Annotated in this window: 19 protein-coding genes; 14 read left to right on the forward strand and 5 right to left on the reverse strand. The window is 70.2% G+C overall.

Annotation, left to right across the window (positions count from 1 at the left end; genetic code table 11):
* Positions 1-449: 449 nt before the first annotated feature.
* Together ACWGO0_RS00790 and ACWGO0_RS00795 are read left to right on the forward strand one after the other, a co-directional pair.
* The gene (locus tag ACWGO0_RS00790) at positions 450-716 is read left to right on the forward strand and encodes a hypothetical protein (protein WP_382726494.1); all 267 of its coding nucleotides are present in this window, start codon (positions 450-452) and stop codon (positions 714-716) included.
* Positions 716-1,129 carry a hypothetical protein gene (locus ACWGO0_RS00795; RefSeq protein ID WP_453525873.1) on the forward strand — a complete coding sequence of 138 codons (414 nt, stop codon included), beginning with the start codon at positions 716-718 and terminating at the stop codon, positions 1,127-1,129. Before ACWGO0_RS00790 ends, ACWGO0_RS00795 begins: the two co-directional genes overlap by 1 nt.
* 58 nt (positions 1,130-1,187) lie before the next feature.
* On the opposite strand, the gene ACWGO0_RS00800 is transcribed toward ACWGO0_RS00795, so the two are convergent.
* Both ACWGO0_RS00800 and ACWGO0_RS00805 read right to left on the reverse strand, forming a co-directional pair.
* Positions 1,188-1,424, reverse strand: coding sequence for a DUF397 domain-containing protein (locus ACWGO0_RS00800; RefSeq protein WP_453525876.1), 237 nt, complete (start codon positions 1,422-1,424; stop codon positions 1,188-1,190).
* On the reverse strand, positions 1,421-2,257 hold the full coding sequence (locus tag ACWGO0_RS00805) for a helix-turn-helix domain-containing protein (RefSeq protein WP_453525879.1): 837 nt from the start codon (positions 2,255-2,257) through the stop codon (positions 1,421-1,423). The genes ACWGO0_RS00800 and ACWGO0_RS00805 overlap by 4 nt, the downstream gene beginning before the upstream one ends.
* Before the next feature lie 154 nt (positions 2,258-2,411).
* Between ACWGO0_RS00805 and ACWGO0_RS00810 the strand changes: the two genes are divergently transcribed.
* Positions 2,412-2,819: a hypothetical protein gene (locus ACWGO0_RS00810; protein WP_453525882.1), complete on the forward strand. Its 408-nt coding sequence runs from the start codon at positions 2,412-2,414 to the stop codon at positions 2,817-2,819.
* Positions 2,820-2,832: 13 nt separating this feature from the next.
* Here the strand turns inward: ACWGO0_RS00810 and ACWGO0_RS00815 are convergent, their stop codons facing one another.
* A complete protein-coding gene (locus ACWGO0_RS00815) occupies positions 2,833-3,456 on the reverse strand; it encodes a hypothetical protein (RefSeq protein ID WP_453525885.1) in 624 nt (207 codons plus the stop codon).
* Between the two features lie 76 nt (positions 3,457-3,532).
* Positions 3,533-4,231, reverse strand: a complete 699-nt coding sequence (locus tag ACWGO0_RS00820; RefSeq protein ID WP_453525888.1) for a hypothetical protein — start codon at positions 4,229-4,231, stop codon at positions 3,533-3,535.
* Between the two features lie 301 nt (positions 4,232-4,532).
* On the opposite strand from ACWGO0_RS00820, the gene ACWGO0_RS00825 reads away from it, so the two are divergent.
* Both ACWGO0_RS00825 and ACWGO0_RS00830 read left to right on the forward strand, forming a co-directional pair.
* A complete protein-coding gene (locus tag ACWGO0_RS00825; protein ID WP_453525891.1) occupies positions 4,533-6,020 on the forward strand; it encodes a DUF4331 domain-containing protein in 1,488 nt (495 codons plus the stop codon).
* The gene (locus ACWGO0_RS00830; RefSeq protein ID WP_453525894.1) at positions 6,017-7,291 is read left to right on the forward strand and encodes a tetratricopeptide repeat protein; all 1,275 of its coding nucleotides are present in this window, start codon (positions 6,017-6,019) and stop codon (positions 7,289-7,291) included. Before ACWGO0_RS00825 ends, ACWGO0_RS00830 begins: the two co-directional genes overlap by 4 nt.
* A 14-nt stretch (positions 7,292-7,305) precedes the next feature.
* On the opposite strand, the gene ACWGO0_RS00835 is transcribed toward ACWGO0_RS00830, so the two are convergent.
* Positions 7,306-8,352: a helix-turn-helix transcriptional regulator gene (locus ACWGO0_RS00835; RefSeq protein ID WP_453525896.1), complete on the reverse strand. Its 1,047-nt coding sequence runs from the start codon at positions 8,350-8,352 to the stop codon at positions 7,306-7,308.
* A gap of 142 nt (positions 8,353-8,494) precedes the next feature.
* Here ACWGO0_RS00835 and ACWGO0_RS00840 point away from each other — a divergent pair, with 142 nt between their 5' ends.
* The 9 genes from ACWGO0_RS00840 to ACWGO0_RS00880 all read left to right on the forward strand — a co-directional run bounded on the left by ACWGO0_RS00840 (position 8,495) and on the right by ACWGO0_RS00880 (position 16,538).
* Positions 8,495-8,635 (forward strand): hypothetical protein, encoded by a 141-nt coding sequence (locus tag ACWGO0_RS00840; protein ID WP_453525899.1) that lies wholly within the window; start codon positions 8,495-8,497, stop codon positions 8,633-8,635.
* Between the two features lie 213 nt (positions 8,636-8,848).
* The gene (locus ACWGO0_RS00845; protein ID WP_453525902.1) at positions 8,849-9,037 is read left to right on the forward strand and encodes a lysine biosynthesis protein LysW; all 189 of its coding nucleotides are present in this window, start codon (positions 8,849-8,851) and stop codon (positions 9,035-9,037) included.
* Positions 9,034-9,909, forward strand: coding sequence for a RimK family alpha-L-glutamate ligase (locus ACWGO0_RS00850; protein WP_453525905.1), 876 nt, complete (start codon positions 9,034-9,036; stop codon positions 9,907-9,909). Before ACWGO0_RS00845 ends, ACWGO0_RS00850 begins: the two co-directional genes overlap by 4 nt.
* Positions 9,910-9,923: 14 nt before the next feature.
* Complete coding sequence (locus ACWGO0_RS00855) at positions 9,924-10,553, forward strand: degT/DnrJ/EryC1/StrS aminotransferase (RefSeq protein ID WP_453525908.1); 630 nt, start codon at positions 9,924-9,926, stop codon at positions 10,551-10,553.
* On the forward strand, positions 10,550-11,869 hold the full coding sequence (locus tag ACWGO0_RS00860) for a DegT/DnrJ/EryC1/StrS aminotransferase family protein (protein WP_453525911.1): 1,320 nt from the start codon (positions 10,550-10,552) through the stop codon (positions 11,867-11,869). Before ACWGO0_RS00855 ends, ACWGO0_RS00860 begins: the two co-directional genes overlap by 4 nt.
* On the forward strand, positions 11,862-12,923 hold the full coding sequence (gene argC, locus ACWGO0_RS00865) for an N-acetyl-gamma-glutamyl-phosphate reductase (protein ID WP_453525914.1): 1,062 nt from the start codon (positions 11,862-11,864) through the stop codon (positions 12,921-12,923). The genes ACWGO0_RS00860 and argC overlap by 8 nt, the downstream gene beginning before the upstream one ends.
* Complete coding sequence (locus ACWGO0_RS00870; protein ID WP_453525917.1) at positions 12,920-14,770, forward strand: M20/M25/M40 family metallo-hydrolase; 1,851 nt, start codon at positions 12,920-12,922, stop codon at positions 14,768-14,770. Before argC ends, ACWGO0_RS00870 begins: the two co-directional genes overlap by 4 nt.
* Complete coding sequence (locus tag ACWGO0_RS00875) at positions 14,770-15,603, forward strand: thiamine pyrophosphate-dependent enzyme (RefSeq protein WP_453525920.1); 834 nt, start codon at positions 14,770-14,772, stop codon at positions 15,601-15,603. The genes ACWGO0_RS00870 and ACWGO0_RS00875 overlap by 1 nt, the downstream gene beginning before the upstream one ends.
* Positions 15,600-16,538 carry a transketolase family protein gene (locus ACWGO0_RS00880; RefSeq protein ID WP_453525923.1) on the forward strand — a complete coding sequence of 313 codons (939 nt, stop codon included), beginning with the start codon at positions 15,600-15,602 and terminating at the stop codon, positions 16,536-16,538. Before ACWGO0_RS00875 ends, ACWGO0_RS00880 begins: the two co-directional genes overlap by 4 nt.
* Positions 16,539-16,567 lie beyond the last annotated feature (29 nt).

The following is a 16,567-nucleotide window of genomic DNA, read 5'->3' on the forward strand; positions in this document are numbered from 1 at the left end:
GGGCCGCGTGGCACCCGGAGATGAGAGAGGGGTGCGGCCCGGATCGCAGGGTATGGCATGGCTCGGACAGTGAGCGAGGAATATCGGCTGGTGGGGGCGGGGGCAGTGCCCCCACCCCTCGCCCGGTTCAGTGCTGGAGGTCGCCGCCCAGGGCGCGACACCGCAACGAGGATGCCTCCGTCACTCCAATGGCTGAACTGTCGTACGGGGGCAGGGCGGCCGTTGGTTCGGCGCCGTGGGCCGTCGCCCGGGTGAAAGGGCAGGTCAAGGGCGCTTTGGTGTGCGAGGCGCGAATCCTGGATCGCGTTTGGACTATGCCACTGGCCATTGCGCAAGTGACTGTCTGTGGCGCTAGCGTCGCCTCAGTCGAGCCCGCCCATGAGAAACGGAGCGCCGTGACCATCACACTCGTACGCCCTGAGACGGTATACCGCAGGTATACTGACCGCATGGCTGACACCACGATCAAGGTCGACCCCGCCGTCCGTGACCGCCTTCAAGAGCTCGCCCGTGACCGTGGCATCACCATGCGCGATCTGCTCACCGAGCTGGCCGGTGCGACTCCGACGAAGGAGGAACTGGCCAGGCAGCGCGAGGAAACCAAGGCGTACGTCGAGGAGCACTTCCTCGGCAGGCCCTACACGGACGAGGACGAGAAGGCCGGGGACAAGCTCTGGGCGGATGTCCTGGCCGGGCGCATCGGAGAGGTCCAGTAATGGGCGAGGAGCAGTATCCACTGCCGCGCGCGATCGTCTTCGACGACTCCGCCGCGCTCGCCCTCGGTGCGGGCAACCGCATGACGTCCCGGTTCGTCGTCGAGGCCGAGAAGGACCCGGCCTTGCGGATCTACATCCCAGCTCTGTGTCTCGCCGTCGCCGAGAGCGAGCGTGCGGGCGTGGCCGAGCATCTGGGCGCGTTGCCGTCCCTCGACATCACGGAGCTGGACTTCGCCGGCGCGGCAGCCGTCGGAAAGCAGCTCAGGGGCGAGACGCGCGGCGACTGGAGCGGCGCGCATGCGCTGCACCTGGCCCGGCCGTCGATCGAGTGGCCGAGGGGTCGCCCTGTCCTGACGAGGAGCCCTTCGCGGTACAGGGGTACGGGCGTCCGGGCCATCCGTATCGAGGACTGATCCGGTACGCGGACAGCAACGCGGGGCCGGGCGTACATGCCCGGCCCCACGCGCGTGCTCAGCCCGCCCAGGTGAGGAACGTCGACCAGGCGTCGGGGGCGACCTCGAAGGCGGGGCCTTCGGGGACCTTGGAGTCCCGGACGTGGACGGCGTGGGGGCAGGTGGCTACCTCGATGCAGTCACCGCCGCTTGAGCTGCTGTACGAGGACTTGTGCCAGTCGAAGGCGACTTCGATGCATTCGCCGCCGCTGGAGCTGCTGTAGCTGGACTTGAACCACCGCAGGGTGTTGCTCATTCCTGTTCTCCTGCCAACCGCTCGATGAGGCCCAGCGATTCACGAGGACCCAGGGCCTGTGCTCGGATCTTCGCATATCGATGCGCGTACGTACTCACCTTTGCGGCCTCCCTGATCAGCATGCTCTCGTCCTGGGGCTCCAGGTAGACGACGTGGTCGTGGTCCGGGGTCTCCACCAGGTTCATGCCGCCCCGATCGCCCGCATGCTCGCCGCTTAGTCCGCAGTCCAGCGGCAGCACCTGAAGCGTGACGTTACGACGCCGTGCGCATTCCGCCAGGTACCGCATCTGCTCCCGCATGACCTCCTTGCTGCCGATGTCACGCGTCAGCACCGTCTCCTCCAGGATCAGTTCGATCAGCGCCACCGGATCGCGGTCGAACAGCGCCTTGCGTGCCATCCGCGCCTCGACCAGTTCTTCCACCCGGTGGTCGGGGAGCGGCGGATATCCGCCCCCGATCAGTGCCCGTGCGTACGCCTCCGTCTGGAAGAGGCCGTGTACGACGGGTGTTGCGTACAGCATCAGCCCCACCGCGTCCTGCTCCAGCAGCGCGTAGCCCTGGAACTGCTGCGGGTACTTCTCCATCCGAACGTACTTCCGCGCCGTCTCGAAGAAGTCCGCGCTGTCGTCGAACACCCGATTCAGCGCGACCAGCATCGCGTCGCTCGCAGGCTGCGCGTTCGTCTCCATCGCACTCACGGCCGCCGCCGAGTAGCCGATCTCGGTGCCCAGCTCCTCCTGGGTCCAGCCTCGTTTCACGCGCATCGCGCGGGCCAGATCGGCCACCATCTGTGCTGTCGGACTCGCCGTTTCCTTGTTCTCAGCTCGCGCCATTGCGATCTCTTTTCGACTCAACCGGACTCAACCGGTCACTACCCGACCCCGCCGAATTCAACTGAACTACAGAGGAGTTCGCGCAGGTCAACGGGTGTGCGACGCCCCTCGTCAGTCAAAGAAAACGCTAGGCGTTCGGCCGCACAATGTCCCTGTGAATGCGCCGAATCGTGAACTAAACATCGATTGGATTCCGGACTCCGGATTCCAACTCCGCAAGGCGGGCGTGCAATTCGATGCCGTCCGTGTCGACGGGGACGACGGGCGGCGGCTCGCCGATCTCATGGAGGCGATTACGGGGGGCGAGCCCGGACCCGTCGTCACCGAGGCGAGCGGGCGGCGGGGCGTGTATTTCCTCGTGCCGGCCGGGACGACGTCCGGGCGGGCGTGGCCCGAGGGGGTGACGCGGCTCAACTCAGCAGCGGGGTCCATCAGTTACGTACCCGTTCCGGCGCTCATCGGGCGGACGTGGCCGCTGGCGTGGCGGTATCCGCCGACGTATCCGGGGCGCTTCGTGCACACGCTGATCCTGCTCAACGCGGCTTTTCTGCTGCTGGGGTGACGGGGTGGGGGACTCAGTAGCCCCACCCCGCGTAGATGACGACGTTCCTGCCGTTGTCCCTGGCGCCGACGCACACGTCACGCCAGTCCAGCAGCCAGCCGCTGGGGCGGCAGGTCTCCTGCTGGAGGTTCAGTTCGCGGATGATCTCCGGGCGGGACTGACCGCCCTTGCCGGCGACCGTCACTACGCGCCAGCAGCCGCCGGAACCGCAGCTGGTGCCTTCGTCGACCACGGTGATGCCGGGTGGCAGCGGGGGTACGGCCCTGGCGGGCGGGGCGTCCGAGCCCTCGGTGAGCATCAGCGCGTACAGCAGGCCGACCACGAGTGTGAGGGCGAACTGCGTTCCCAGGAAGCCGATGGCTCCGTTGCGGCGGGGGATCCATTCCGGGGGAGGGGAGTTCTCGTGGCGGCCTTCCAGCCCCGCACCGCAGGCGATGAGCAGGGGTGCGAGGGCGGTGTACAGGAGGTGGGCGTCGGTGCGTGGGGCGGTGATCCAGTCCTGCTGCACGCCGATCAGCACGCACGCTCCGGCCAGCAGTGCGCCGCCGACCGCGAAGCCCACCCCTCGGGTGCGGGCGATCGTCGTCCAGACGATCAGCGGTGCGGCGGCGAAGAGTATCCCCAGGACGGTCCACACGTAGTTCAACTTTCACCCGACGGCGGCAGCATGACGGGGGACGTCATGCTGCCGCCGTACGGTTCCGCCAGGTCGCTTACGGGAGCTTCGGCAGGCCGACCTGGGACGACTTGGTCGGGATGTAGTCGAAGTTCGGCGTGAGCGTGCCGAACAGGCTGCCCGCGCGCGGACCCGGGGTGCCCGTCACGTCGGCGAAGAGGTTGGAGAATTCCGCCGTGACGCGGAACGGGACCTTCTCCAGCCGGAAGCCGGTGAAGCTCGGGCGGGCGCTGGTCAGTGCCTCGGTGCGGGTGGTGTCGGCGACCATGACCTCGTCCGAGACGGACTTGCCGTTCACCTGGACGCCCGCCGAGTAGCCGGGCGTCGGCATCAGGCGGATGTAGGTCGCCTTGAGCGTGAGGGTCTGGCCGGTGTTGGCGTGCTTGAGCTTCAGGCCGCCCGGGTAGTAGATGCGGCCCTTGGAGTCGAGGCCGTCACCGGCTGTCGAACCGATCGGCATGGAGAAGCCGCGGCCGTCCGCGTCCATCGCGAACGGGCTGATGGCCTCCAGGGTGATACCCGACTGCTCCAGCCACGCCAGCGACTCGTCGCTGAGGGCGACCTGCGCGTCGCCCCAGGGCGAGATGTAGGCGCCCGGGAACGGGTCGGCCGTTGTGGTCGTCCGGGCCTCCGCGGGCTGCGGGGCGGCAGCTCCGGCGGAGGTGATGCCGAGGGGCAGGGTGAGGGCGGCCACGGCGGCGAGGACGGTGAGACGACGGATTCCGTGCATACTCATGGACCCATTTCTGTCTGTGGGGGGTGGGGGCCGCAACCGGAGACCCGGTCGACCGGGCCCAACAGGTTTAGTTGAAAGTCGAGTTCATCGGAGGCGACGACGTTGTCGCGGGATGGCGAAGCGTTCGACTCCCTGTCGGGTATGTCCATGAATGCATATATGTGCACGGCGCCAAACCGTTCTTAGGCCGCCCGGCGGAAAACGGCCACGCGACTGGCGGCGATCAGCGCGCTGCGGTCGCGCCAAGATCAACAGCGGGCCCAGTGTGGGGCAACTCCCCCACACAGCACTGGAGAACCGCATGTCCGCATTCGCCAGAACTCCCGGATTCAACAGACTGTCCCGCAGGAAGCTCGTCGTCCTCGCGACCGCCACCGTCGCGCTGACCGCCGCTTCCGTCGCGGGTCCGCTCATGGGCACCGGTGCGGCAGGCGGACATATCGACGCCCCGTCCGCCGTGCTCGATTCCCCGGCGGACCTCACCGACGTCTATGCCTTCACGAGCCCCGACAACCACGACATGGTCACCCTCGTCGCCAACGTCAGGCCGTTCCAGGTGCCGGGCACGGCGGCCAACGCGCTGGTCGACTTCCCGTTCGCGACCGGGGCGCGGTACGAGATCCACACCGACGCCGACGGGGACGGCGCCCCCGACACCACGTACCGCTGGACGTTCCACGACGAGGACCGCCGGCCGTTCGGGATCGGCCCGAAGGTCGGTCCGATGCCGGTGAATTCACTCGACGACCGGTCGCTCGGTGTCCGGCAGAAGTACACCCTGGAGAAGGTCGCGGCCGACGGCTCCGCCACGAAGCTGCTGACCGACGCCATCGCCTCGCCCACCAACACCGGCCGCGTCCTGATGCCGAACTACGGCAAGCTGCGGACGCAGGCCACCCGCGACCTGCCAGGCGGCGGACGTACGGTGGCCACGCAGGCGGCGGACTCCTTCAAGGCCGACACCCAGGTCTTCGGCCTCTTCACGCTCGGTACGTCGGGCCCCGTGCCCGGCTGGCTGCCCGACGCCCAGCCGCTGTCCGCGCTGAACGTGAACAGCCTTGTGCTGCAGGTGCCCAAGAGCGAGGTGGCACTCAACGGCAACCCGGAGCGCAACCCGGTCGTCGGCGTGTGGGCTTCCGTCTCGCGGCAGGGCGCCGACCTGGGGCGCAGTCTGAAGGAACAGGCCCCCACGTTCCGTCAGGTCTCCCGCAACGGCACCCCGCACATCGCCTTCGGGGTGTACGGCTCCACGATCGGGTTCTCGAAGCCCGGCGGTCCCGAGGACCGGTTCCAGGCGCGTGCGCCGAAGGACGACCACCTGGAGGCCGACTTCCTGGCCGCGACGCTCGACCCCGTACCGCCGAAGCGCATCGAGCGTGCCCAGGGGCGCAAGGCGCCCGCGGGGCCGCGTCATGACATCCAGGCGCTGTTCATGAAGGGCATCGGGAAGTCCAACGGTTCGCTGTTCGGCTTCGACCTCAACACCCATGCGATGAACGCCGACGCCGACCCCGGCCGCATCAGGCTCGCCGAGATGCTCCGGCTCAACCTCACCACTCCCGTGACCGCGAAGCCGAAGTCGCACGGTGTCATCGACGGCGACCTCCAGGGCTTCCCCAACGGGCGGCGTCTCAACGACAACATCGACGGGCCGCTGATCCGGATGCTGGAGGGCGAACCCGCCGGTCCGTCCGCGATGGGTCTGCTGCCCGACCCGGTCGTGCGCCTCGAACCCGCGGACGCGCAGACCACGTTCCCCTACCTCAACCTCCCGCACGCGGGCCCGTGAAGCGTCTGATCAGCGCCGTGGGCGGAGCGGCGGCCGTGGCCGGCTGTGTGGCGGGACTCCTGTACCTGGGTCCCGGCACCGGCCGGCCACCGGCCGCCGCCCCGCCCGCCGGGGCCGTCGCGGAGAGCGGGCAGACGCCTCTCGACACGGCCCGGAAGCGTACGCGGACCTATCCGAAGGACCCCACGGTCTGGGCGGCCCTGGCCCGCGCCGAGATCGAACGGGCCCGCACCACGCTGGACGCGGCCCGTCTGGACGCCGCCGACCTCGCGCTGCGGCGCTCGCTGACCCTCGATCCGACGGACAACTACGCGGCGGAGACGGGCCGTGGGCTGCTCGCCAACGCCCGGCACGCCTTCACCGAGGGCCGCGCCCAGGGGCTGCGGGCCACCCGCATGGCACCGGACCGGCCGGACGGCTACGCGGTGCTGGCCGACGCGGAGATCCAGCTCGGCCACTACCCGGCCGCGCGGGCGGCGGTACAGCGTCTGCTCGACCTCGCCCCGGCCTCGGCCGCGTACAGCAGGGCGGCGTACGACCTTGAGACGCACGGCAGGCCGCAGGATGCGGAGATCGCGTTGCGGCGCGCGGTGGAGAGTGCGGCGAGTCCGGACGAACGGGCTTTCGCCGAAGCGAGGTTGGGGGACCTGGCCTGGTCCGGCGGTGCGGTGGGCCGGGCGGAGGGGCATTACCGCCGGGCGCTGGACTCCGTACCCGACCATCCGTACGCACAGGCCGGTACGGCGAGGGTGCTCGCGGCACGGGGCGAGCGGGGCAGGGCGCTTGAGGTGTACGAGCGGCTCGTGGGGCGGACGCCGCTGCCGCAGTTCCTGCTGGAGACGCTGGAGTTGCGGGGTGCGGCGGGGGTGAACAGCCCCGGGGAAGAGGCGGCGGTGCTGGCCGCGCAGGTGCGTCTCTCGCTCGCCGACGGCGGACCCGTGGATCCGCAACTCGCACTGTTCGCCGCCGATCACGGTGATCCGGAGGACGCGGTGGAACTCATGCGCCGGGAGTGGAAGCACACGCGCAGCGTCATCGCGGCCGATGCGCTCGGCTGGGCCCTGCATCGGGCGGGCCGGGACGCGGAGGCCCTTGTGTACGTCCGCAAGGCGGCTGCGACGGGCTGGAAGAACGCGCTGTTCCGCTACCACCGTGGCGTCGTCGAGCGGGAGCTCGGCCTGCCGGAGGGGGAGCGGCACGTACGCGAAGCCCTCGCCCTGAACCCGCACTTCTCCCCGTACCAAGGGGCCAGGAGAGATGCTGCCGAATAGGGGCCGGCGCCCGCTTACGCGGAGGCGGCGTCGTGTGTGTCGTCGGTGACGTGGGAGGCATCGCAGCGGCAGCCGGTGGGGAGCGGGTCCTCCAGGAGGCCGGTCTGGGCCATGAGGTAGGCGAGATGCGCACGGTTGTTGCTGCCGAGCATGTCCGATGCCTTCTTCAGGTGGGTCGCCACCGTACGCGTGCTCATGCCGAGGCGGCTGGCGATCGCCGCGTCCGTGTAGCCGTCGACCATGAGCCGCAGCACCCGGAGCCGGGTCTTCTCGGTGAGGAGTACGGGGCGCTGCTGGTCCGCCTTGAAGGCGATCGGTTCGGCCCGCTCCCAGGCGTGCTCGAAGACCGACACGAAGAACTGCACGATGGCGACGTCACGGATCACCAGGGCCTGATCGCTGCGGTAACCCTCCAGATCCGGGATGAACGCGGTGGACCGGTCGCAGATGATCAGCCGGTCGAAGACCTCGTCGAGCGTGCGCACCTCCGCGCCCGCCTCGGTGACGGCCCTGATGTAGGCGAGCGTCGGGGCGTGCGCGCGCACCGTGTGCTGGTACAGCGTGCGCTGGACGACGCCTTTGCCCTGGGCGAGCACGTCGCGCTTGAGGGCGTCGGCCAGCGCCCCTTCGGGCCTGCCGCCCCCGGGCTGCATGGTCAGCACCTCCGTGGTCAGGCCCTGCGCGGCCTCGTCGATCGCCGCGCGGATCACAGCAGGTCCGACCAGTCGCCGTACGGTGGGCTGACCGACCGGCTGCGCCTCCTGGTAGATGCTCTCGACCTGGGACATCACCTCGTGCAGCGCGGCCAGACGCTGCTGGTGCACGAGGATCGCCTGCGACACGGGGTACGTCTGTGTCATGGTCGCGACCGACGGCGGTACCGGTGCCAGCCTGTCCGGGTCCCCGGCCGAGGGCGTCAGCAGCCCCAGCTCCGTAAGGCATCCGGGGGCTTCGCCCCGGTCGATCGCCCCGCTCGTGAGCGCGGCCCGATAGAGCCTGCGCCCCTCCTCGCAGATCTCTGTGACGGCCCCGGCCCCCCGGCCCTCCGTTGTTCCGCACATGTGCCCCACCCCCCTTCAGGTTTCAGCAATGCATGATCCTGATGCCTGCGGACGCTTCCCGCAACCCATCCCCTGCGACATGATTTCCACAGAGACACCGGGGAACTCCGGTAGTCCGGAAAATGCCCGGGGGGGCACGAATATGAAGTTCAAGCATTTTCTGTGCAAGGCCGTCAGTGCGTTCGCGATTGCCGCTGCGCTATTGATCGGCATCTCGGGGACCGCCGATCAGGCGGTGGCCGGCGAAATCGTCGGGGCAGTGGATGACACGGGCTGGAACTGAGTCCCAGAACCACGTCTGAACTGCGGAGTCACGGCTTTTCGACCAAGCGTCGCCGGTGTCTGACCGAAGGTGACGCACCGTCATGAGGCAGCCAGGCAAGCTCTGTTGTGCCGAATCAACAGAGATGCCTTCGAGCTGTTTCACGCATCCTGCCGACAGAGCCGTCGTCCCAGCATGTCTCAGTCAACCCTATTTACGCAAGGAGTCTCGAGAATGACCACCGCCATTGCGGCACCGAAGTGCCTCGTATGCGACACCGATTTCGAGGTCAAGGACGACTGGGAAAAGGGCGAGATCACCGAGTGCACGGCCTGCGGCCAGGAGCACGAAGTGGTCGAGAAGTCCGACGCCCTCGTACGTCTGGACCTGGCCCCCGAGGTGGAAGAGGACTGGGGCGAGTGACATCTCCCACCCAGATCCTGCTCTCGATCACCATGCTGCGGCCCGACGAGAAGCTCCTTCTCGCCGCGCTGCGTGACGAGGGCCTGACGGCAGAGCCGTTGCTCATGGAGGATCTGGCCGGGGTCGTGGCGGGCCGCACAGGCCCGCCAGGTCTCGTCCTGATCAGAAATCTCTCCCACCGCGACGCCATCAGCGTCTCCCGCCGCCTCGAACATGCCGCGATCCCCACGCTCAACGCCGCCGCGACCATCGAGACGTGCAACGACAAGGGTCTCCAGTCCCTCGTCTTCGCCCGGCACGGCATTCCCCACCCCGTCACCCGGCACGCCTTCAGCTACGACCAGGTCCGCGCCACCGTCGCCGAGTTCGGCCTGCCCGCGGTCGTCAAGCCCGTCAGCGGGTCCTGGGGCCGCGGCGTCACCAAGATGACCAACGCCGAGTGCGTGGAGGCATGGGCCGGCGGCCGGGAGTCCGCCGACGCCGCGGGCAAGCTGTTCCCCGTCGTCGTCCAGGAGTACGTCGACAAGCCGGGCCACGACCTGCGCGTGGTGGTCGTGGGACGCACCCCCGTGGTGGCGATCCAGCGCGTCTCGGACAACTGGCGCACCAACACCCACCTGGGAGCCGACGTCCGGCGTGTGGAGATCACCGCGGAGATCGAGAAGCTCTGCGCCCAGGTCGTGGACGCCCTCGGCGAGGGCTTCTACGGAGTGGACCTGGTGGAGAACCGGGCCACGGGTGAACTGCTCGTCCTCGAAGTGAACGCCAACCCCGAATTCGCCCGCTCCTCCGCCGTGCACGGAGTGAACGTGGCCGGCCACCTCGCCGCCTACGTCGCGCAGCAGCTCGCGACCGCGACCGTGGCCGCGTGAGACGGAGAAGACCCATGGAACTGTTCGACACCGCAACGGTGCTCACCCGCGTCCTCACCTCGGGCGTGGTCATGAGCATCGAGAAGAGCGACCGGGAACTGCCCGGTCTGGAACGGCTGCTTACGAAGCAGACCGGCCGCGCGAAGGCCGTCCTGGTCAACAGCCGCACCGGCGCCATCCACGCGGCCCTCGCCGGCCAGGGCATCGGCCACGGGGACACCGTCTCCCTCGCCGATGCGGACGTGGAGACGACAGCGTTCCTGAGCTGGCTCGGCGTCACCGTGGGCGGCGAGAGCCCGGCCGCGTACGACTACCTGGCGCTGGACGCCGCCAACGCGGACCGGCTGGCCGAGCTGGCCGCCCGATCCGTCGCCCCGGCGCTGGTCGTGGACCTGACCGGGCTCGGCTTCGGGCCTGCCGCGGCCGTCCTGACCGACGAGCCCGACATCTGGAACCGCGCCGAGCGGCTGAAGATCTTCGGCGCCCACGACCTGCGGACGATGTGGACGCAGGAGGAGGCCGACCCCGGTCTGGTCCCGGGCGTCCAGTTCAACTACCGCCTGAGCCCCTTGGTGGCCGCCTGCGCGCGGATGGCCCTGACCCAGGCGGCGCGACCCGCCGCCACATCCGGAGCACGCTCATGATCACTGACTTCCCGGCAGCCCCGCTGCCCCTGCCGGTCGCCGCGGACATCGAGGCGGAGCTCGCCGCCCTCGGCGGCGGGGCGATGATTCCGAAGGCCCTGCGTCGCACGCTCTTCCCCGTCATCACCAAGGAAGACGTCTTCAACCTGATGCTCGCCCAGCGTCAGGCACCCGAGAAGGTCGTCGCCGACTTCGCGGAGGCCTACCGCAATTACGTCGGCGCCGAGTACGCCCTGCCGACCGCCAGTGGCACGTCCAGCCTGCACATGGCTCTCGTCGGCGCCGGCGTGCAGCCCGGCGACGAGGTGATCGTCCCGGCGTTCACCTTCATCGCCACCGCTCAGGCCGTCGTGGCAGCCCATGCGATCCCGGTGTTCGTCGACATCGACCCGCTCACGTACTGCATGGATCCCGAGGCCGCAGCCGCCGCGATCACCGGCCGGACCCGCGCCCTCATGCCTGTGCACGTCCACGGCCTGCCGGCCGACGTGACCGCGTTGCGGGCCCTGGCGGACCAGCACGGCCTCGCCCTCGTGGAGGACGCCTCGCACGCCCACTCCGCCAAGGTCGGCGGGCAGGTGGCCGGCTCCTTCGGCGATGCGGCGGGGCAGAGCCTGATGGCCGACAAGAACTTCCCGCTCGGCGGAGAGGGCGGTATCGCCTTCTTCTCCACCGAAGAGGCCCACAACCGGGCCGTCGCCTACCTGGAGCGCCACGGCATCGACTACCGCATGTCCTGGGTCGCCGCGGCCTTCGGCAGCAGCCAGCTCAAGCGCCTGCCGTACTACGACGAGATCCGCGCCCGTAACGCCGCCCTGCTGGGCGAATCCCTCGCGCAGACCGGCCTGTTCACGCCGCCGTACGTCCCGGACGGGCACGTGCACGCGTACAACATGTACCGGATCACCCTCACCCCCGAGGCCGTTGGCCTGGGCGACCTCCCCGTGCACGCGGTCAAGGAGGCGGTGCACGAGCTGCTCGTCGCCGAGGGCGTACCGGCCCGCGAATGGCAGAACACGCCGATCCCCTGCCATCTGCCCTTCCGGCACCGGGGCGGCTTCGGCAACGGATACCCCTTCACCCTCAACCCGGATGCCGCGCGCGACCACCGTGCGGAGGACTTCCCGGTCACCCTCGGAATGCTCGACAGCACCCTCGTTCTCTGCCGCGAGCTGCGCTCCCCGGTCGAGTGGGAGCGTGCGCGGCGCTACGCCGACGCCTTCACGAAGGTCGCGCGGCGCCCGGACGCCATCCGCAAGCTCGTCGAGGCCGGCGACTACCGCCGTCCGTACGAGAAGGCGGCCCGCCTTGGCTGACACTGCGAACAAGAAGATCCGCGCGGCCGTCATCGGCGGCAGCGGCTACACCGGCGGCGAAGTGATCAGGCTGCTCCTGGAACACCCCCACGTGGAGCTGGCCTTCCTCTCCGCGGAACGCAACGCGGGCGCCGCCGTCGGCAGCGTCCATCCCTGGCTGCGCAACCACCCGAAGGCCGCCGGTCTCAAGTTCCGCCCGCTGGACCAGCTCGCGGACATCGACACCGTCGACATCGCCTTCGGATGCCTGCCCACCGGCGCGCTGCCCGAGCGGCTGCCCCTGATCGCCGCACATGCCGAGCGGGTCCTCAACCTGGGCGGCGACTTCCGGCTGCGCGACAGCCAGGACATCAGCACCCACTATCCGAAGACGTCGGCCCACCCGCCGCTGGAGGACTTCGCGTACTTCGTCCCGGAACTGAGCCCGGCCGTCCCGGAGAGCCGGTTCATCAGCCTGCCGGGCTGCATGGCAGTCACCAGCATCTACGCCCTCTACCCGCTCTTCGCCGCGTCCCTGGTGGACAACCACGTCATCGTCGATGCCAAGACCGGCTCCACCGGTGGCGGACGCAGCAGTGACGAGCCGCCCGCCGAACGCACCGGGAACTTCCGCGTGCACAAGCTGTACGGGCACCGGCACGCTCCGGAGATCCACCAGGCCCTCGCCGAGTTCACCGGCGCGGCCCTGGACCTCCAGTTCTCCACGCACAGCCTCGACGTGGCGCGCGGCATCATGGTCACGGCCTACACCAGGCTGCGCCCCGGAGTCTCGGCCCTGGACGTCAAGCGTGCCTACGCCAAGGCGTACGTCGGCAAGCCGTTCGTACGGGTCCGCCCGGCGCCCAAGGCTCCGCAGGACTTCCCGATGCTCAAGGCCGTCGTCGGCTCGAACGTCGCCGAGGTCGCGATCGCCGTCCGCGACGGGCAGTGCATCGCCGTGGCCGCCCTCGACAACCTGATCAAGGGCGCGGCCGGCCAGGCCATCCAGGCCATGAACCTGATCAGCGGCTTCGACGAGACCGCAGGGCTGCCCACCACGGCGGTGTCGCCGTGACGAGGCCCCTGTACGTGATCAAGGCCGGCAGCGCGACGCTCGACCGGGGAACCATCCACAGGGAAGTCGCCGGGCTCGTGGCCCGCGGCGCCCGGGTGCTGCTGGTCGCCGGCGGCGCCACCGGCATCGAGCGCCACTACCGTGCGGCCGGCCGCCCGATGCCCCAACTGCGGCTGGCCAACGGTGACTCCGTGCGCTACTGCCCGCCGGAGGAGATGGCGCACCTGGTCGACGCCTACGAGCGGGTGACGCTGCCCGCGGTCGAGAAGGACCTGAAGGCCCTCGGGCTGAGCGTGTTCACCGCCGTCGCCTCACGCGGCGGCCTGGTGACCGGCCGGGCGAACCGCCCCCTGAAGGCACTGTCCGCCGAGGACAAGCCGCGCGTGGTCCGCGACCACCGTGCCGGTGTCCCCACCGATGTCGACGCCGCACGGCTGAACGCCCTGCTGGACGCGTACGACGTGGTCTGCCTGTCGCCGCCGGTCGCCGACCAGGGCAACGGCTCCCCGCTGAACGTCGACGCCGACGTCCTGGCCGCGGTCCTCAGCAACGCGCTGGGCGCCGACCATCTGCGCCTGGTCACCGGCACCGCCGGTCTGCTGACCGACCCCGCCGATCCTCGGTCGACGCTGGGGAACGCCTACCGGGGCGACGGTGCCCGCTACGCCGGCGGCCGTATGCGCCAGAAGGTGCGGGCGGCCGAGATGGCCCTGGATGGCAGCGCGGACGTGGCGGTGACCGGCCCGCACACCATGGCCGAGCCCTCGGGATGGACTCGCTTCTGGCGTACCCGGGAGCCCTCCGCCGACCTTGCGCTGCTCACCAAACTGGTCTCCGTGCCCTCGGTCTCGGGTGACGAGGCAGAACTCGCGGAGTTCCTCGCCGACTGGTGCCGCGAGCGCGGTATGAGCGCCACCGTCGACAAGGCCGGCAACCTCGTCGCGACCCGCGGCACCGGGCCCCGGCGCCTGATGCTCCTCGGCCACCTCGACACGGTCCCCCATCACTGGCCTGTCGCCTGGCGCGAGGACGAGCTGTGGGGCCGCGGCAGCGTCGACGCCAAGGGCAGCCTGGCGAACTTCCTGGAGGTGCTCGCCCACGCGGACATCCCCGAGGACGGCCGGCTGTGCGTGGTCGGCGCGGTGGAGGAGGAGATCTCCTCCTCCAAGGGCGCCTTCCACGCCCGGGACCACTACCCCGCCGATGCCGTCGTCATCGGCGAGCCCAGCGGCTCGCAGAAACTGACCCTGGGCTACTTCGGGCTCTTCAAGCTCCAGGTCACCGCGTCCGTGGCCAGCGGCCACTCGGCAGGCATGGACGCGGTGTCCGCTCCGGACAGGCTGATCGGCGCCCTCGGCGACATCCGGGAGGCCGTACTCGCGAAGGCGCCCGACGCGCTGAGCGCGGTCATCGACGTCACCTGCGCGACCGGGCGCGAGGAGCACCGGGCCACCGGAATCCTCAACTTCCGTGTGCCGCCGTCGGCCGACCTCGACGCGCTGCGCACCGCCGCGCTCGGCGCCGCCCGCGAGGGCGTGGCCATCGAGGTGCTGCGCGCCACCCCGGGCTATTCGGGAGGCCGCTCCAGCTCCCTGGTCAAGGTCTTCACCCGCGCCTTCGCCGACGCCGGCATCAGGCCCCGCTTCGTGGTGAAGAAGGGCACGTCGGACATGAACACCCTGGCCACCACGTGGAGCGATGTCCCGATGGTGGCGTATGGGCCCGGCGACTCGGCCCTCGACCACACCGACGAGGAGCGGATCGGCGGCACCGAGTACCGCACGGCCCGCTCGCTGCTGGCCGATGCGGTCAACCGCTGGTTCGCCCTGCCCGAGGGGAGCCGCTGATGACCGTCCTGCTCGACACATCGGCCGGCGCACCCGGCACCCACGACGACGAACTGTTCGACACCCTGTCCGAACGTGCGGCGCAGGCCCGGGGGCTCGTCGTCGACATGGCGGCAAGCCCCCGCGGATGCCACCTCGGCGGCAGCCTCTCCGTACTCGACATCCTGATCGCGGCCCTGCACCGGGCCTCGGCGGGGGACGGCACCGAAGTCGTGCTGAGCAAGGGCCACGCCGCCGCGGGCCTCTACGCGGCCCTGTACGTCAGCGGGATCCTGCCGGAGAACCCGGCCCCGCTGTACGGACTGGCCGGCCATCCCTACACCGGGCACCCGGGCCCCAAGGTGCCCGGAGTGCGGTTCCCCACCGGGAGCCTCGGGCACGGAGTCCCGTACGCCGCCGGGTGGGCGCTGGCCCGCCGCATCGGCGGCCGGGGCGGTCTTGGCATCGCGGTCGCCGGCGACGGTGAGCTCCAGGAGGGGCTCGTCTGGGAGACCTGCCAGGTCGCGGCGGCCCGGGAACTGGGCAACTTCGTGCTCGTGGTGGACCGCAACGGAGGCCAGAACGACGGCTTCGTCGAGGACATCTCGCCGCTGCCCCACCTCGCCGAGCGGTTCGCCGCCTTCGGGTTCGAGGTCGCCCACACCGACGGGCACGATCTGCGGGCGCTGACCGCGGTCCTCTCCGGCGACCGCTCGGCGGCCCGCAGACCGCTCGCGGTCATCGCCGACACCGTCAAGGGCAAGGGCGTGGCCGCCGTGCAGGGCAAGGCCGCCTCCCACTACGTGACCATCGACGCCACCCGCGCCGCCAAGTGGAAGCGAGCGATCCGATGACCCTCTCGGGACGTGACGCCTATCGGGACGAGCTCACGAGGCTCGCTGCCGATGATGCCTCCCTCATCTGCCTGGAGGCCGATCTGGGCGGAAAGGGACACCCGTTCCAGGCCGCCCACCCGGACCGCTTCTTCAACCTCGGTATCGCCGAGGGCGCCATGGTCGACATGGCGACGGGGCTGGCCGTGGCCGGCTACAAGCCCTTCGTCAGCACCTTCGCGCCGTTCGCGGCGCTCAGGGCGGCGGAGAGCCTGAAGCTGACCCTGGGCTATCTCGCGGCCGGAGTCACCGTGGTGGCGCCGTACGCGGGGGTCTCCGGAGCGTGGTTCGGCACCACCCACCACTGCCTGGAGGATCTCGCGATCCTGCGAAGCATCCCGGGGGTGACCATCGCGGCCCCTTACGGCGAGGCAGAGATGCGTGCGGTGGTCCGGGAAGCGGCGCGCTCCGGCAGGCCGCACTACATCCGTACGGGACGCAACGCCGTATACCCGTCACTCGACTGGGACGGAGACGTTCCGCCGCTGGTCAACTGGGAGTCGCGGGCCGCGTCCGACGAGGTGTGCCTGGTGTCGGTGGGCGAGGAGGGAACCCGCCTCGCCATCGCCGCGCGGCAGGGCTCGCCGGATACCTCTCACGCGCACCTGGTCTACCTGGACCACGACCACCTGACCCGGGCCTCGGCGGAACTGGCCGAGCACCACCGGCGGTTCGTGGTCGTCGAGGAGCACCGCGGCCAGGGCGGAGTCGCCGAGGCGCTGGCCCTGCTGATGCCCCGGTGCGAGGTGACCGGGGTGGCCGCGGACCAGAGCTGGCCCACGCAGGGCGGTGACCACCAGGAGGTCATGGCCGCGCTCGGCCTCGACCTGCCCGCCGTGCTCTCGGCCGTGCACCGGGCACGCGGCGCTGAGCGTCCCGCCCCGGCCGGCGCCTGATCCCACCGAAGCAACCAACCGGCCCGTCA

The organism is Streptomyces sp. NPDC055749 (genome assembly GCF_053617235.1).

Coding starts and splice junctions, on each gene's coding strand:
- ACWGO0_RS00855 (WP_453525908.1), top strand. CDS start 9,924: ATGGAACTGTTCGACACCGCAACGGTGCTCACCCGCGTCCTCACCTCG.
- ACWGO0_RS00835 (WP_453525896.1), bottom strand. CDS start 8,352: ATGTGCGGAACAACGGAGGGCCGGGGGGCCGGGGCCGTCACAGAGATC.
- ACWGO0_RS00805 (WP_453525879.1), bottom strand. CDS start 2,257: ATGGCGCGAGCTGAGAACAAGGAAACGGCGAGTCCGACAGCACAGATG.
- ACWGO0_RS00845 (WP_453525902.1), top strand. CDS start 8,849: ATGACCACCGCCATTGCGGCACCGAAGTGCCTCGTATGCGACACCGAT.
- ACWGO0_RS00820 (WP_453525888.1), bottom strand. CDS start 4,231: ATGAGTATGCACGGAATCCGTCGTCTCACCGTCCTCGCCGCCGTGGCC.
- ACWGO0_RS00790 (WP_382726494.1), top strand. CDS start 450: ATGGCTGACACCACGATCAAGGTCGACCCCGCCGTCCGTGACCGCCTT.
- ACWGO0_RS00875 (WP_453525920.1), top strand. CDS start 14,770: ATGACCGTCCTGCTCGACACATCGGCCGGCGCACCCGGCACCCACGAC.
- ACWGO0_RS00800 (WP_453525876.1), bottom strand. CDS start 1,424: ATGAGCAACACCCTGCGGTGGTTCAAGTCCAGCTACAGCAGCTCCAGC.
- ACWGO0_RS00795 (WP_453525873.1), top strand. CDS start 716: ATGGGCGAGGAGCAGTATCCACTGCCGCGCGCGATCGTCTTCGACGAC.
- ACWGO0_RS00825 (WP_453525891.1), top strand. CDS start 4,533: ATGTCCGCATTCGCCAGAACTCCCGGATTCAACAGACTGTCCCGCAGG.
- ACWGO0_RS00880 (WP_453525923.1), top strand. CDS start 15,600: ATGACCCTCTCGGGACGTGACGCCTATCGGGACGAGCTCACGAGGCTC.
- ACWGO0_RS00840 (WP_453525899.1), top strand. CDS start 8,495: ATGAAGTTCAAGCATTTTCTGTGCAAGGCCGTCAGTGCGTTCGCGATT.
- ACWGO0_RS00860 (WP_453525911.1), top strand. CDS start 10,550: ATGATCACTGACTTCCCGGCAGCCCCGCTGCCCCTGCCGGTCGCCGCG.